The sequence below is a fragment of the Exiguobacterium sp. S22-S28 genome (assembly GCF_043359615.1).
Lineage (GTDB): Bacteria > Bacillota > Bacilli > Exiguobacteriales > Exiguobacteriaceae > Exiguobacterium_A.
The window spans coordinates 1-14,105 of the sequence record NZ_JBHFFC010000025.1 but is presented as its reverse complement, the minus strand read 5'-3'; the positions used below and the strand labels follow the sequence as shown (position 1 = coordinate 14,105).

23 protein-coding genes are annotated in these 14,105 nt (G+C 47.4%); 12 read left to right on the top strand and 11 right to left on the bottom strand.

Annotated elements, in window-relative coordinates; genetic code table 11:
* Nucleotides 1-64 precede the first annotated feature (64 nt).
* Complete coding sequence (locus ACHA8N_RS05780; protein WP_393965046.1) at nt 65-592, top strand: shikimate kinase; 528 nt, start codon at nt 65-67, stop codon at nt 590-592.
* A gap of 12 nt (nt 593-604) precedes the next feature.
* On the opposite strand, the gene ACHA8N_RS05775 is transcribed toward ACHA8N_RS05780, so the two are convergent.
* Entirely contained in the window at nt 605-1,402 is a 798-nt protein-coding gene (locus ACHA8N_RS05775; RefSeq protein WP_393965045.1) for a phosphotransferase, read from the bottom strand.
* Complete coding sequence (locus ACHA8N_RS05770) at nt 1,399-1,638, bottom strand: hypothetical protein (protein ID WP_393965044.1); 240 nt, start codon at nt 1,636-1,638, stop codon at nt 1,399-1,401. The genes ACHA8N_RS05775 and ACHA8N_RS05770 overlap by 4 nt, the downstream gene beginning before the upstream one ends.
* A 138-nt stretch (nt 1,639-1,776) precedes the next feature.
* Here ACHA8N_RS05770 and ACHA8N_RS05765 point away from each other — a divergent pair, with 138 nt between their 5' ends.
* The 4 genes from ACHA8N_RS05765 (at nt 1,777) to ACHA8N_RS05750 (ending at nt 4,964) form a co-directional block, all read left to right on the top strand.
* The gene (locus tag ACHA8N_RS05765; RefSeq protein WP_393965043.1) at nt 1,777-2,775 is read left to right on the top strand and encodes an NADP-dependent oxidoreductase; all 999 of its coding nucleotides are present in this window, start codon (nt 1,777-1,779) and stop codon (nt 2,773-2,775) included.
* A gap of 340 nt (nt 2,776-3,115) precedes the next feature.
* Nucleotides 3,116-4,294 carry a hypothetical protein gene (locus ACHA8N_RS05760; protein WP_393965042.1) on the top strand — a complete coding sequence of 393 codons (1,179 nt, stop codon included), beginning with the start codon at nt 3,116-3,118 and terminating at the stop codon, nt 4,292-4,294.
* Between the two features lie 119 nt (nt 4,295-4,413).
* Entirely contained in the window at nt 4,414-4,761 is a 348-nt protein-coding gene (locus ACHA8N_RS05755; RefSeq protein ID WP_393965041.1) for a DUF2200 domain-containing protein, read from the top strand.
* Nucleotides 4,762-4,784: 23 nt separating this feature from the next.
* Nucleotides 4,785-4,964 (top strand): hypothetical protein, encoded by a 180-nt coding sequence (locus ACHA8N_RS05750; RefSeq protein ID WP_393965040.1) that lies wholly within the window; start codon nt 4,785-4,787, stop codon nt 4,962-4,964.
* Between the two features lie 48 nt (nt 4,965-5,012).
* Here ACHA8N_RS05750 and ACHA8N_RS05745 read toward each other — a convergent pair whose 3' ends face one another.
* Together ACHA8N_RS05745 and ACHA8N_RS05740 are read right to left on the bottom strand one after the other, a co-directional pair.
* Nucleotides 5,013-5,471 (bottom strand): alpha/beta hydrolase family protein, encoded by a 459-nt coding sequence (locus tag ACHA8N_RS05745; protein ID WP_393965039.1) that lies wholly within the window; start codon nt 5,469-5,471, stop codon nt 5,013-5,015.
* On the bottom strand, nt 5,426-5,716 hold the full coding sequence (locus ACHA8N_RS05740; RefSeq protein ID WP_393965038.1) for an alpha/beta fold hydrolase: 291 nt from the start codon (nt 5,714-5,716) through the stop codon (nt 5,426-5,428). The genes ACHA8N_RS05745 and ACHA8N_RS05740 overlap by 46 nt, the downstream gene beginning before the upstream one ends.
* A 104-nt stretch (nt 5,717-5,820) precedes the next feature.
* On the opposite strand from ACHA8N_RS05740, the gene ACHA8N_RS05735 reads away from it, so the two are divergent.
* On the top strand, nt 5,821-6,291 hold the full coding sequence (locus ACHA8N_RS05735) for a site-2 protease family protein (RefSeq protein WP_393965037.1): 471 nt from the start codon (nt 5,821-5,823) through the stop codon (nt 6,289-6,291).
* A gap of 14 nt (nt 6,292-6,305) precedes the next feature.
* Nucleotides 6,306-6,509, top strand: coding sequence for a putative periplasmic lipoprotein (locus tag ACHA8N_RS05730; protein ID WP_393965036.1), 204 nt, complete (start codon nt 6,306-6,308; stop codon nt 6,507-6,509).
* Nucleotides 6,510-6,571: 62 nt separating this feature from the next.
* Here ACHA8N_RS05730 and ACHA8N_RS05725 read toward each other — a convergent pair whose 3' ends face one another.
* The 4 genes from ACHA8N_RS05725 to ACHA8N_RS05710 form a co-directional block, all read right to left on the bottom strand.
* Nucleotides 6,572-7,060 carry a DUF6773 family protein gene (locus ACHA8N_RS05725; RefSeq protein ID WP_147511156.1) on the bottom strand — a complete coding sequence of 163 codons (489 nt, stop codon included), beginning with the start codon at nt 7,058-7,060 and terminating at the stop codon, nt 6,572-6,574.
* Nucleotides 7,053-7,250 carry a helix-turn-helix transcriptional regulator gene (locus tag ACHA8N_RS05720; protein ID WP_393965035.1) on the bottom strand — a complete coding sequence of 66 codons (198 nt, stop codon included), beginning with the start codon at nt 7,248-7,250 and terminating at the stop codon, nt 7,053-7,055. Before ACHA8N_RS05720 ends, ACHA8N_RS05725 begins: the two co-directional genes overlap by 8 nt.
* Before the next feature lie 122 nt (nt 7,251-7,372).
* Nucleotides 7,373-8,134 (bottom strand): phosphotransferase, encoded by a 762-nt coding sequence (locus ACHA8N_RS05715; RefSeq protein WP_393965034.1) that lies wholly within the window; start codon nt 8,132-8,134, stop codon nt 7,373-7,375.
* Nucleotides 8,131-8,574 carry an Lrp/AsnC family transcriptional regulator gene (locus ACHA8N_RS05710; protein WP_393965033.1) on the bottom strand — a complete coding sequence of 148 codons (444 nt, stop codon included), beginning with the start codon at nt 8,572-8,574 and terminating at the stop codon, nt 8,131-8,133. Before ACHA8N_RS05710 ends, ACHA8N_RS05715 begins: the two co-directional genes overlap by 4 nt.
* Before the next feature lie 149 nt (nt 8,575-8,723).
* On the opposite strand from ACHA8N_RS05710, the gene ACHA8N_RS05705 reads away from it, so the two are divergent.
* Nucleotides 8,724-8,882, top strand: a complete 159-nt coding sequence (locus ACHA8N_RS05705; protein WP_012370403.1) for a DUF1272 domain-containing protein — start codon at nt 8,724-8,726, stop codon at nt 8,880-8,882.
* 47 nt (nt 8,883-8,929) lie between these two features.
* Here the strand turns inward: ACHA8N_RS05705 and ACHA8N_RS05700 are convergent, their stop codons facing one another.
* Nucleotides 8,930-9,397 carry a DUF4188 domain-containing protein gene (locus ACHA8N_RS05700; RefSeq protein ID WP_147511159.1) on the bottom strand — a complete coding sequence of 156 codons (468 nt, stop codon included), beginning with the start codon at nt 9,395-9,397 and terminating at the stop codon, nt 8,930-8,932.
* Complete coding sequence (locus ACHA8N_RS05695) at nt 9,369-9,935, bottom strand: PadR family transcriptional regulator (protein WP_393965032.1); 567 nt, start codon at nt 9,933-9,935, stop codon at nt 9,369-9,371. Before ACHA8N_RS05695 ends, ACHA8N_RS05700 begins: the two co-directional genes overlap by 29 nt.
* 153 nt (nt 9,936-10,088) lie before the next feature.
* On the opposite strand from ACHA8N_RS05695, the gene ACHA8N_RS05690 reads away from it, so the two are divergent.
* The 3 genes from ACHA8N_RS05690 (at nt 10,089) to ACHA8N_RS05680 (ending at nt 12,757) form a co-directional block, all read left to right on the top strand.
* The gene (locus ACHA8N_RS05690) at nt 10,089-10,808 is read left to right on the top strand and encodes a hypothetical protein (protein WP_393965031.1); all 720 of its coding nucleotides are present in this window, start codon (nt 10,089-10,091) and stop codon (nt 10,806-10,808) included.
* 11 nt (nt 10,809-10,819) lie between these two features.
* Nucleotides 10,820-11,551, top strand: a complete 732-nt coding sequence (locus ACHA8N_RS05685) for an ATP-binding cassette domain-containing protein (RefSeq protein ID WP_393965030.1) — start codon at nt 10,820-10,822, stop codon at nt 11,549-11,551.
* 120 nt (nt 11,552-11,671) lie between these two features.
* The gene (locus tag ACHA8N_RS05680) at nt 11,672-12,757 is read left to right on the top strand and encodes a hypothetical protein (RefSeq protein ID WP_393965029.1); all 1,086 of its coding nucleotides are present in this window, start codon (nt 11,672-11,674) and stop codon (nt 12,755-12,757) included.
* A 55-nt stretch (nt 12,758-12,812) separates the two neighbouring features.
* Here the strand turns inward: ACHA8N_RS05680 and ACHA8N_RS05675 are convergent, their stop codons facing one another.
* Nucleotides 12,813-13,232 carry an SRPBCC domain-containing protein gene (locus ACHA8N_RS05675; RefSeq protein WP_393965028.1) on the bottom strand — a complete coding sequence of 140 codons (420 nt, stop codon included), beginning with the start codon at nt 13,230-13,232 and terminating at the stop codon, nt 12,813-12,815.
* A gap of 339 nt (nt 13,233-13,571) precedes the next feature.
* Here ACHA8N_RS05675 and ACHA8N_RS05670 point away from each other — a divergent pair, with 339 nt between their 5' ends.
* Nucleotides 13,572-14,024, top strand: a complete 453-nt coding sequence (locus ACHA8N_RS05670; protein ID WP_393965151.1) for a GNAT family N-acetyltransferase — start codon at nt 13,572-13,574, stop codon at nt 14,022-14,024.
* The last annotated feature ends 81 nt before the right edge of the window (nt 14,025-14,105 follow it).

Genomic DNA, 14,105 nt, shown 5'->3' with positions numbered 1-14,105 from the left:
GATAGAATGAGGTAATATGAAGGTTCCTACAAAACATTCATCTACCTTAGAGGAGGTCAGAAACATGCGCATTCAAATCATCGGTGGTTCCGGTACCGGGAAAAGCACGCTCGGCAAGTGGATCGGCAAACAAGAAAGTATCCCCTGGATCGACAGCGATCATTATTTGTGGAAAGATCACACGTTTACCGAAAAGCGATCGGTCGCGGAGCGGTATGCCTTATACACACCGGATATCGAAAACCGTCAACAGTATGTCGTCTCCGGTTCCGTCTTTTCGTGGAATCGGACCGGCTTCGACAACCGGGAGTTGCTTGTCTTTTTACGCTTGGATGAAACGACACGGATGAACCGTTTAATCCAGCGGGAACAAGAAAGGTATCCTGATTTCACGGGAACGAATGCATTTCTCGACTGGTGCAGCACATACTTGACGGCGACGAATCCGGCGATGATTGGAACGCTAGCCGAACACCGCCTGCAAATGGAACGTTCCGCTTCACCCGTCATTGAAATCGATGCGGCGTTACCGACGGACGAGATCTACAGGCAAATCAGACACGCCTATCAGCAACTGCAAAACGCACCTTGAAGTTTCGTGTACTTACCGGAAGCAATCGGCTCCCTCCCGTGTCAGAAAATCGAGTTCCCGTTCGTAATGCGTGACATGTCCCTCTTCAATCATCCGCTGAAAGGCTTCGTCGCCTTCCGTTGCTTTCCGCTGAATCGTCGCAATCAGTGTCTGGATGCGGAGCAGCACCGTTTCGTACAAGGCGGCTTTTACGTCTGGTTTTCCGTAAGCCGTCAAAAACAGTTCGATTCGCCGCCGGATGCGTTCCTGATCTGTGACTCGATCATAGAGCACGGGCTCCCCTGTTCCCGTCATTTGATGGCGGCTTAACGGAACAAACGTATACATCGTATACGCGATATCCCAAATCCGTGGTCCCGGGGCGGCGACATCGAAATCGATGATGCCGATCGGCCGTTCATTTTGAAAAATGACGTTATAGACGGCAAAATCATTATGGCAAATCAGTTCAAGTGGCTCGGGTGTTCCGTCGAGCGGTGGCCAATCAGGTGGGATTGGAAAATCCGCGACGGCTTCGTGATAAGCACGCAATAGGCGTGCCGTTTCTTCAAGAACGGTATCCGAGCGCATGTATGGCTCGAGCGGATAATTCCCGGCCTCGCCTTTAATGTACGAGACGATTTCTCGATTTTGTGCGTCAATCCCTAAAAACCGCGGACTCCCTGTAAACCCTCTTTTCTCAAGATGGTGTAACAACCGGTGAATCCGTTCACTGTCCGGTTTTTGTTCTCGTCTGACTGTATCCCCGATCCGTGAGACGTCGGAGACATTCCCGCCCGTCAATTGTTCTTCCCGCTCTGGCTGTATCATGTTGCGTCCTCCCCTTTTGAACGACTCAGTGCCGCAACGAGAATCGATGCTCCGACTAAACTGATGACAAGATCGCTTCCTTTGACCAAAGCGAAGTCAAAATGCCACAATGTGTCAACCCCATTCGTGATTATCATCCCGATGACATACAGCGTGATACTGAGCGGAATCATCCGTTTAATGAAACGCGGTACGCGAATCCAGATTCGTAACAAGCGTTCACCTGTCTTACTCACAGTCCCATCCCCTTAAAACCTAAATTTTTCCTGTTCTTGACTAGCTTATCATGTCTGGATCGATCGCTCAAAGTGTTCGCCGGCCTTGCCAACTGGTAGACTAAAGGATAGAAAAGTCAGGAAATGGAGTCGATATTCATGAAAGCAATGACCATCACACAATACGGTCACGTCCCGCTTGAACTTACAGAACAGCCCCGTCCGCAGGTCAATCCGCACGACGTACTCGTCGAAATTCACGCCGCAAGCATCAATCCGGTTGATTATAAGATTCGTGACGGGAACGTCAAACTGTTGATTCCCTATCAGTTCCCGTTGATTCTCGGGAATGATTTTTCCGGTGTCGTGACTGAAATCGGTTCTGCCGTCACGAAGTTTCAGATCGGGGATGCCGTTTATGGTCGTGCCGAGAAGAATCGGATCGGCACGTTTGCTGAATACATCGCAATCGATGAACAGATGCTCGCTTTGAAACCAGCCACACTTTCGTTTGAGGAAGCGGCTTCGATTCCGCTGGTCGGCTTGACGTCCTATCAGGCGTTACATGACATTCTGCAGCTGACACCCGGACAAAAAGTTTTGATTCACGCCGGTGCCGGAGGCGTCGGAACGTTTGCGATTCAACTGGCGAAAGCGATGGGACTATATGTCGCAACGACGGCAAGCCCCGCCGGACATGAGCTTGTCCAGTCACTTGGGACCGATAAAATCATTAATTACCGGACCGAAGCCTTCGAGGACCTGTTGCACGATTACGACGGAGTCTACGATACGATTGGCGGCGAGACACTCCGACGGTCGTTTCAAGTTGTCCGTCCGGGTGGACACATCGTCTCGGTTTCCGGACTGCCGAATGGCCGGTTCGGTAAGTCCTATCGGTCCGGTTTTCTCAAGACGTCATTATTTAGACTGTTGACGCTCCGCGAGACACTTCTTGAACGAAAACATGATGTCACCTATACGTTTTTGTTCATGCGACCAAGTGGTCAACAACTCGAACACATCACGGAATGGATCGAGAGCGGACAAATCAAACCGATCATCGACCGGGTGTATCCGTTTGAAGACGCCCAAGCGGCGCTCGAGTATTCCGAGTCCGGTCGGGCCAAAGGAAAAGTCGTCTTAAAAATCAAATGAACCGTTCAAACAGTCAATAAACACCAGACATACTGGTGTTTATTGACTGTTTTTGTATTGATGTTTTATTTAAATCCGACTCTCAAACGAAGTATAAAATAAGCTATTATGTAAAATAAAGGATGTTAAATTTAAGTAACGTAAGGAGTAAATACATGTACATGCGTACCGGCCCTAGTACAAGTATTATTTTGGAAAACGGTTTTTCCTGCTGTTCATTCCGCTGTTTTGTTGTATCTGTTTGTGATGTCCGGAATTTCCGATTGTTTAGTCTCGATGCGTTGGAGAAGAAAACAGAACCTCTATTGATCATTACTTTACTTAAAAGGAGGCATACACCATGCACTGGAAAACAGCTTTTACGGCGGTTTTAACTGTGACGCTCGTCGTCACGTCAGGATGCACCGATTCCGATTCAGCCAAGCACCCGCCGAAAATCAAGGCAGATCCGCAGGTGGCTGAGCCGACGCCAAATCTCGAACCGGTCAGTACCCCTTTGTCTGACTATGGAAAATATGTGCCGTTGAAGAAAAAGACAGACCAGATTTCGCTCGGAACACATCAAACATACAATTTATCTTCGTTTTTTACCGGTCAAAACGTCCTGATTGCTCCGGACTATCTGTATGAGCAATCGATCTACTATACGCACGTTAAACAAACGAGTGATACAAACATTAACAGTTACATTTACCGCTACAGCCAAGGATTGAACGATAACCAAGTGCTGCATACGGTCAACCGAACGATCGGTATGATGACCGGAGTGTCGCATTACCTGTTTTGGGTCGAATACAATCAAACCAAGTCCGGACAAAAATGGGCGATTCGTTCGATGGACTTGAAGACGGGAAACATCAATACGCTTGATCAAGGCATCAGCCGTTATGACACGGCGATTCCTTATCTTGATGCTTCCTCGACACAGGTGTCATGGATGACGCATGACGCGACGCCAGAAAAAACCAAAACGACCGTCAAATCGTTTGATCTTGCGGAAGATACCATCATCATTCATCAGCAGTATATGTTAAAAGAAGGCGAAAAACGGAATGGCCAGTATCCGTTCGACTTCCGCCGGAGCGATGCCGGGCTGATTTTGCATACAAGCACCTTTAAAAACGGTCATAAAACGCCGACGCTCGAGACGTTTGACGATACGTTTAAACGACGGATGAACGGACTGATTGATTTTGAACACAACAAAAAGTACGTTGCGATCGGCGAAGAAGGCTCCGCCCTCTTCATGCCTAAGAAAGGACAACAACCGGGGTACCAGTTCAAACCGTCGGACAACCGGTTGACGGTTGATGCATTCCGCTTTTTAGCGGCTGACCGGGTCATTTTCCGGGAGAGTATGACGCGACTCTGGTACGCCGATCTTGCGCGCGGCACAGTAGCTCCCTTGACGGAAATGACCGATACGACGTCCAAACCGATTTATGCGAACGGGAAGCTCGCATACGGGGTATCGGACGACGAACAGATTGAATTCCATGTCATCGATTTAAAAAAATGATTAGTTAAGACCGTTCCTTTCGTGCGAAAAGGACGGTCTTTGTTTTGTCCGGAGGGGTCCATTTCGAGCGTTCGGTATGCTACACTTTTGGTAATAATTAGTCATGAGGAGGAAATACGATGACGAAACATCGGTTGTACACGACAGCGTTTTCGAGTGTCTATTCGCTTTACGTGACAAAAGCGGAACGCAAGGGTCGGACGAAACAGGAAGTTGATACGATCATTTGCTGGCTGACCGGTTACTCGGAGCAACAACTCGCAACGCTGGCAACAGATCAGACGACATTCGAAGCCTTTTTTGCGGAGGCGCCGGACATGCAGGAACGTCGATTGTTAATCAAAGGTGTCGTCTGCGGCGTCCGGGTCGAAAACGTCGAAGATCCGTTGATGCGGGAAATCCGCTATCTTGATAAGTTGATTGATGAATTGGCAAAAGGAAAAACGTTCGAAAAAATCTTACGGTAAGAATTGAAGGAGGAAAACATCGTATGCTGACTACCATTGCGTCACTCTTCGCTCTCGTCACGATGTTAATGAGCGGTGTTTACGGCTATGTCTATTTTCAACAAAAACAAGAAGGCATCCCGCTTTCTCCCCGCACGAAAGCGGTCTTTACCTCGTTGATCATCATCTTCGGTACGGCGTCTCTTCTGATCACTCAGTACTAAAAAAACCGGGCATCTCAGGCAGGTGTCCGGTTCTTCTGTCTGCTCTCGTTAAAAGCGCTCATCCAACCAAACGAAGATGTCCTCTATCATCTGATCCGACACAGTATGGTTGATGAAGGGATATTTGAAAAACGTCAAATCGTTGTTCGTTCCAGCAGACTGCTGGACATAGTGTTCTTGCGTTTCAATCGGAATGACCGCATCGCGTTGTCCATGTACAAATAACGTTGGTGTAGACTGTTTTTGCAGGACAGGATCATACGCCCGCAAGCGTCGTTCTTCTTCTACCGTTAAATCGTCTCTTTTGTCACGACTTCGAAAAAGCTGTTCCGAAAAGAGGAAGGAGCCGGACCCGTTGATGTTAATCACCCCTGCGCTGCCGTTGTGTTTAGCAGCTGCACCGCTTGCGATGAATCCTCCCATCGAGACACCAAGCCAAATGATGTCCTCTCTCGGAACGTTCAGCCGCTGAACGAGTGTGCTCGATTCCTCGATGCTTTGAAACACGACTTCCCAAAAGTGACGTTCGACGACGCCCGGGTAAAATACGTTGCTAACGCATCACGGCTGTCATGCAGGTGGAGTTCCGGCACAATGACCGTAAATCCTTGTTCCGAGAGCATCCGGGCGAATTCTTCATATTTTGTCACACTCGATCCCCAGCCGTGGTACAAACAGATGATTTTGCGGTAATCCTTACGCTGAGCTGGAAATATGCGAATTGGCAAAGTTGAATCAGTTAACAGGTTCATATAATAAGTCTCCTTTTTCAATCTCTAGATGAATCCATGACAATTATGTAAGTTGCTTGAAACATCCATTTTTTGTTATGTTTGTTAATGAGAGGAGGAAGAACATGGGTTTACTATGGTTCAATCTAATCATGTTTTGCTTTTACTTCCCCAGCCTGATTTTGCACGAATACGGGCATGCGCTCGTCGGCCGCCTGATTGGTCTGAGGCTAAAATCAGTTTCGATCGGGAAAGGCGAACCCTTCTTACGCATCGGTCATTTTTCCGTCGCCCGAAAGCAATTTTGGGAGGGACTCTACCAATCTCACCCGTCAGAGATTCCGCGCCGTCGCGGACAACGAGCCGCCTTGTTACTCGGCGGGATTTTCGCGAATTTTATAGCCGGAACGTTCGTCGCCGGATTAAGTCTGCTCTTTCCAAGTCCAGTCATGCATCTGTTGGCTCCACCATTTATTCAGCTGTCAATAATTTTTATTTTGTTTAACCTGATTCCAATCCGGTTGACTAGTGGCTTTCCGAGCGACGGACTGCAATTAAAACGGTTGTTCTTTAACAAAAACTCACGGACTGACTGACAGGAGATGATTTCATGTTAAAACCATTGCTGTTTGCAAGCAGTCTACTGCTCGTCGGATGTGCTTCTTCCGAGCAACCGAAAACCGTTCCATGGGGTGAAAATACACCCGCTCAAATGGAACGACTAAAAGCCAATGACATTGATTTTACAGTCAAGGGCGACCAGTTACTGATCCCGCAAGATCAGGTCGATCAAGCGACAAAGTGTTGCACCTGATGCAAAACATATAGCGGCCACTCCTAGACAAATCAGGAAATAGCCGCTATTTTTGTGTTGGTTTAAAAGTCGGACTGATCCAATTCTTTTTGTGTCCTGCGTAATGAGATTTTTGTGAAGACCCATTCGTACAGTTGCAAAAATGCGATTACGACAACGAATGTCACCAGGACTCTCAGCCAGTCACGCAACGTCTCCGGCATCCCGCGCAGGAATAGCATGACGATTGCAAAAAAGAGACCTCCGGTAAGGTGTGTCCAAAAATGTTGTTTCATTTTCTTCTTGAAACTGCGTTCGTCATCGACTTCCGTATCATAAATCCCTTCCAGTGCCATCTTCGCTAATGCATAAAAAACATAGACGATGACATAGACGAGACTGGCTCCCCAATGTGAAGCCGGACGGTCCAAAATGAATCCCCGGACGATGACGTCAAGAATCGCCAGGACGACGATAAACAGTCCGGCATTATGGAATGACCGTAACTCCTTCAGTTGTGTCCGTTCATCCGCTACAGTTTCAATCCCTAACCATTGTTTTAACTTATTCATCGGCTTCCTCCCAAAATAGCGTATTTAAATCGGTGTGCAACGCATGGGCAATCTCAAGACACAGTTTCAGACTCGGATTAAATTTCCGGGCTTCAATCAGGGCGATGGTTTGACGTGTCACCTTCACACGATCGGCCAATTGTTGCTGCGTCCATCCTTGTTCCATTCGTTTTGATTTCGTCGGACTCATGCTTGGACTCATGTTACTCACCTACTTCAAAGATTTTCCTTTTTCAGTATGTCATATATACATTCCATATGCAATGTATAAATTACATTTCTTTATCCTGAACTGATTCTATGATTTGTTTTTCAATAAAATTCATACAATCCGTCATCGAAATAGCGGAATGTTTCTTCTGAGATTGGTGAAAATCCATATCCGGAATAGAACGCATCGAGCATCTTGATATCCGTCCGAAAAGATCGTGTCGCCAAGGCTTCATCGTAGCGGGGATCGCCGACCGTCATTCCGGCTACATCGATAAATGCAACGATTGCGTTGTCTCGGACCAACAGATTGTCCGTCGTACAATCTCCGTGTATCCGCGTCGCCGGAACAGGTTCCGGCTGTTTGGTGGATGATGCGTTAAGCAACTCGCGCGAACCACTTGTCCAGCCCTGTTTAATATAGTGATCGGCTTGAAGCAGCTGTTTGTCCAGCCAGTCTTTTGAAGAATGGGTGGAGCTAGTCTCCCTCGTATGAAGCTGTCTGAGAAACCTTCCAAATGCACGAATCAGCTCAAGACGCTGCAGTTCGGAAGCATTCGCGAGTGCCGTTGTCAACGTCTCACCGGCTATGTAGGACATCAGTAAATAATCCTGTTGCTCGTCTTCCATATAATCAATATAAGTCGGGATAATGATGTGTTGTGACTTGAACGTCTGCATCACTGTCGCTTCCTGCGCCAACCACTTGCGGTATCGGGGTAAACTTGCCTGCTTGAGGATATAGGTACCGTCTAACGTTTTCACATGATAGACGATGGCTGTTCTCCCCTGCTCGGCAACGGGATGGATCGAATGGATCCAACCGACTTGTTGCTCGATCCGTTGCCTGATAACACATTTCATATCAGCACTCCATCCCCGACCGTAAATGCCTTAAACGCGACGGGTGAGGATAACCGGATCCAGGTCGACGGTTTTCCGTATTCCATCGAGGCATCGATAAACGTTTCCAATGTCTCGACCGACGGCGTGTACAGCTTGACCATGAAGTTAAACGTCCCGGCGAGCCGGTGGCACTCGACGACATCCGGATGGTCTTTGCAAAACGTGATGAATGCCGCACAGCGTGTCTGCTCGAACATCATGATCGCCATGATCGTTTTTTCGATGGCGGCCGGATTGATGACGGCGCGGTATCCTTCGATGACACCGCGGTCCTCGAGTTTCTTGACCCGTTCGTTGACGGCCGGCGTCGAAAGACCCACCGTTTTGCCGAGTTCCGTCCAGGACATCCGCCCGTCTGCCTGCAACGCCCGGATAATTGCGTAATCAATTTCGTCCATTTTTAAACCTCCTAATATTATGAAGACATATCTTAAAATTACCATTCATTTTCAGGTGAAGCTACTGAAAAACAAACAAAACCAGCTGTCCGGTCACGTTTTTCTTTCGTACAATTAAGACAGATCAAACGAGACGTGAGGTGAATGACATGCAGGCAACAAATTGCACCCGATGTGCTGAGACATTTGAAGAAGGTCAGGAAACGTATCATTGTTCGCACAACTGTACCTTTTGCAAAGAGTGTACCGAGACGATGAATTCGATTTGTCAAAATTGCGGAGAAACATTAGTCCGGGTAGAACAGTAATACATACAGCAAGGGAGCGGATCATTGGAATCCGCTCCCTTCGTTCGTTATTCACGTGTCGACACCGGTTTCCGTTCGGCCAAACGGTCCTTCGCCTGTTCCTGATGTTTCTGAATCGTACTTTCTCCGACCGCTTTCGCCAGTCCCCGCGTCGGCAGATTGACATACATCGTCTCGTAATTGCTGATTTCAAACGTCTCATGGAAAATCCCGACGGCATGACTTGCCCGGGCCGACTGATTAAACTGTTTCCACGCGGTCAGGTGACGGTTGCCGTGCGAATAGGCAATCAGAGCGTCGGAGGAACGCCAATACTGAATCAACGTGACTGACCGCCAACCGACGAGCATCTCATGCGACAACAAACCAACCTGCTGCTCATAACATTCCTTGATCATCGGTGTCATCGCCTGAACGGCCGGTAACCATTTCCGGACCGCTCGCAGCCGGTTGATTCGTAACCCGATGATAAATACGACGACGTCTTCATTCGGTGTCGCGATCACGCGTTTCATCGTCTTTTCCTCCTTCAAGTGTCTGAGTCGACGCAGCACACCATTCAAGCAAAGCTTGTGTCTTTCGTTTACCGTAATCGAGCGTCAACAGCCAATACACCGCTTCGTTTGTTTCAGGATAGGCACGAATCGTTTGTTCAATCATGTTGTACGTCTCCAACCGTTCCCGGAGCAGAGCAGCATGCTGGTCGATTTTTTGAATCGTCGTTTCTTTTGACTCATGACGGGCAAAATAAAGCTTCAGCAACAGTTCATTCCGCTGGACCGGCAGTTCGGTCGTCGGCTCCTCGACCCAACGTCTGAGGTCGGCCTCTCCGTCCGGCGTCAAGATGAACGTCTTCCGGTCGTCCCCTTCACTCGTCTCTTCAATTAGTCCCTCTTGCGCCAACGTCTTTAACATCGGATAGACCTGTCCGAAGCTAATCTTCCAAAAATGATTGAGACTTGTATCAATCGTATGCTTCATTTCGTAGCCTGACGTACAGCCGCTCGCGAGTAACCCTAAAATCGCATACCGGGTCATGTTTTCTTTTGGCATTGGTTTCTCCTATATCTTTTAGATAGTATCTTTTAGATATATATTCCCGGTCTTTTGTTTACTAAACGAATATTCGGAATTTTTAGTGGATGATTTCATTTCTTTCATGAAGTATGTTACCCTATTTACAATTATTAACAAAGGAGGTACATGATGCACGCGATTCAAAGTTACTTCATCCTGTATTTAAAAATCATGGTAACGGATAAAATTCCTTTTTTGTGGACAATCGGACTGCCGCTTGTGCTCGCACTGGCGTATGGCACCCAAAATGACTTTACATATGCCGACTTCCTGTCCTTCATCCCGCTGTTCTGGGGCTATATCATCTTATCGACGTACTTGAACGGAATCGGACTCCAACTGGCTCGGATGCGGGAACGAGGGTTGATGAAAACCTATATCATGATTTCCGGAGATAAGCTGAGCTGTATTCTTGCGATGATTCTTGTTCAAGTCGTGTTCGCCGCGGTCAGTCTCGTCTTTTTTACGGTGACGGTGTCGCTCGTAACAGACTTCTTTTCGTTTCAACTGATTGGACTTTCCCTGCTGGTCCTGCTCGGCAGCCTGCCGCTCGCTTTCGCAAGTACATTGCTGACACTTGTGCCGTTTAAGATCTCCAGCATGGCGACACTTGCTAATATCGTCATGTACCCGTTGTTTTTAGTGTCGACCCGCCAGAGCGAGCAGTGGTTCAGTTACTTAAATCCGTTTTATACGATCCGTCAGTTGTCGTTTGAGATCCTTCACTTTTTCAAAGACCTCGATGCGTCAGTCAACGGACCGATTTTGCTGTTGGCGCTGATTCTTTATCTGCTGAGCGGTCTTTTCGCCATCAAACGTTTTAACTTATTGTCCATCTTGACCCGTTAAGGAGGAAACCCATGTTTGTTCAACACCTGCAATTTGCTTATCCAAAGTCCCGTGCGTTATTACACGACGTGACGTTTACGCTGCAACCAAACAAGCTCAATGTGTTGATTGGCATGAACGGCTCCGGGAAAACTACTTTATTTGACTGTATGACGGGTGCCTTGCGTCCGCAGGCAGGTGACATTTCCCTGCCGGACCAATCCGATATCCTCTATCTGACGCAATCCATCTATTATTCCGATGAATTAAAGGGAAAGGACGTCGCCTATTTCATCGGCCGGCTCGCCCAACTCACTGATTTTAAAAAACAAACGACCTACAGTGCTTCGTTACAGAGCCGACGCGAAATCGATTTATTCCATCATCTGTGGCAAATGAAGGTCGGGAAGATGTCGGCTGGCGAAAAGAAATGGTTGTTCGTCACATTGTTGACGACGATCCCCCGCGCATTGTACATGTTTGATGAACCGACGAGCGGTGTGGATCCCGCCACCCGCCTGCACATCATGCGCCGATTCGAAAAGTTGATTGCCGACGGTCGGACCTGTTTGTTTTCGACTCATCAGCTGCATGACTTATTGCACACGGATGCGCATGTCATTTTCCTGCATGACGGATCGATTGTCTATGAAGGAGATTTTCAGGACTGGTTACAGACGTTTCAAACGACCGATCCGGACGTCGCGTTCACAAAAATGCTTGACCTGGCAATTGAACCAGAACGTGCCAACACGATGCCTTAAGGGAATCGTGTTTTTTCTTACATTCTTGTAAGCACCTCTTCTTTTTTAGGGCAATGGATTCGTTTCCCTATACACTAATAGAGTTTTCATTTTCCTAAAACAGAACGGGAGTTTTTTGCTATGCCTTATTTTTTAAAACTCAGCTTATTCAGTCTTGTCCTGCTGCTTGCCGGATGCAGTCAACCGGAATCGGAACCAACGCCCCCGGTTCCAGCACCAAAAGAATTGATCCGAAGTGAGACGTTTTCGCCGCTCGGACAAAGCAACAGTTACGATTTAACGGCTGTCTATCAGCGGTATCCTTACCTGTCCGGTCCGAGTTACATCGATGAAACCGCCTTGTATTTTTACGCCTCAAACGAGAAAAACAGCTTCATTTTCCGTTATTCCTTAACGGATCAAAAGCTGCAAAAATTGTATACGACGAAGCAATCCATTTACAAACTGGTCGGTGTCGGACGGCAGTTATTTTTGATCCGTTATCAAGATCATGCGAATGACAGCACATGGACACTGGAGACCATGGATTTAGCGACCGGTTCCATCCAACAACTGGATCAAGGAACCGAGCCGGAGCATTTTTACCCGGATTTGCAGACGGCAGCGACGCATGTCTCCTGGATCAAGCATATGAAAAAGAACCGTCAGACACAGTCGCTCGTCCAAAAATATGATGCAGCGACCGGGTACGTCACGACACAAAAAACACTGACATTGAAGGAAACAGCAACACGCAGCGGAGACTATGCCCAGAACTTACGGGACGGAGACGGCGGAATTCTCCTCGATCAAACCACGTACAAAGCGGATGAGAAAACGACCGCCTACACGACACTTTCCGGAAAAACGATCAAAAAAGCCACGATGCCGCTTGATTTTGCTTATGGACGGCACTATCTCGCAACGGGTGCGGAAGGAAACGCTCTATTCCAGTCGCATGGATCGAACCGGACATCGTATTACTATACGACGCCAGAACCGTATGATCTGACTGATGCCTTTTGTTTCCTGTCAGCCGATCGTGTCGTCTTCCGGGAAGAACAGCATCAACTCCTTTATGCGGACCTGATAAACGGGACGGTTGTCCCACTGACGGACAAGGAAGGCGAGTATTCGAAACCGGTTTTCACGAACGGTCGACTCGGTTACAGTGTGCTACGGGATGACGGAACATTACATTTCCACCTCATACAAATCAAAAAATAAGGAAAACACAAAAACCCGTCCTGTCATGGAACGGGTTTTGTCGTTTTCCTTCCATTCACTGTTGCTCCGTGTACGCTTTAAAACGGTCAAGAATCGCCTGCCAGCCCGCTTGTTGCATTTCGGGCGGATTCGTCGACTCCGCTTCAAATGTTTCGACAACTTCCGTTTCATCACCATTCGCCGTAAACAGAATCGTCACGTGGCGTCCATCGTCAATCGTATACGCTAATTTTTCATAAAGAATCACCTCTAGGTAGACACCGGAAAAATCAAAGCCGACACTTCCATCCTTTGCCGCCATGTGACTGGAAAAACGACCGCCTGCTTGAACATCATTCGTGGCTTCTGTCGTATGCCAATCATCGGAGGCGGCATTCCAGGATTTGATATGTTCCGGTTCCGTCCAATACGTCCAGACTTCGGCGACAGGACGTTGGATTACAGTCTGGATTTGAATTTCTTGAGCTTGGTTCATGTGAATCACTCCTCTGTAAGTTCAGAATCTGTTCTTTGTTTAACGTTCTGCTTTAACTAAACAAATCCTTCTTTAAAAAAATGGTTTATTTTGTCAATATTCGAGGGCGGATGACCGTGTCTTCATGGAAAGAGAGTAGTCTCGAATCGTTTTGGTGGATAGCGTTTTTGCATTGGGGATTATGGTTTATCTCTATCATCCAAGATGTGGATGGTTTACAGTTAATTGGACATGAACTTTAAGGTCAATTAGACTTAGGAAAATTATGAATAAACAGGAACGAAGAATCATGAGCCATTGAAACAAAACTAATCCGTGAGGGGGATTGCCTGTATGAATATAAACATCCGTCAACTGTCAGCTTATGAGAATCCTCCGATGGAGCTTTTGCTATTAGCGGACCCGTCTCAGAAACTAGTCGAAGAATATTTGAAAAGTGGTAGTTGTTTCGTAGCTGAAATAAGGAATCAACTGATTGGGGTACATGTGCTTCTACCCACGAGACCTCAAACGATCGAAATCGTAAACATTGCAGTAGACGAGAAGTATCAAGGCAACGGCGTCGGAAAATATCTCTTAAAACATGCAATCCAAACCGCGCAAGCGATGGGATACTCAACGATCGAAATCGGGACAGGCAATTCAAGCATTGGTCAGTTGGCTCTTTATCAAAAATGTGGATTTCGTATTGTTCGAGTCGATCTAAACTTCTTCTTGCGGCATTACGAAGAGGACATTATAGAAAACGGTATCCGGTGCACAGATATGATTCGGTTATCTCAAGACGTTTGAACTACCTCCACCTACGCTTCGCTCAGAGGTGGAGGATTCCTGAGTTATTCAACCGAGCGGTCAAAAATTTATCAGGCTAAC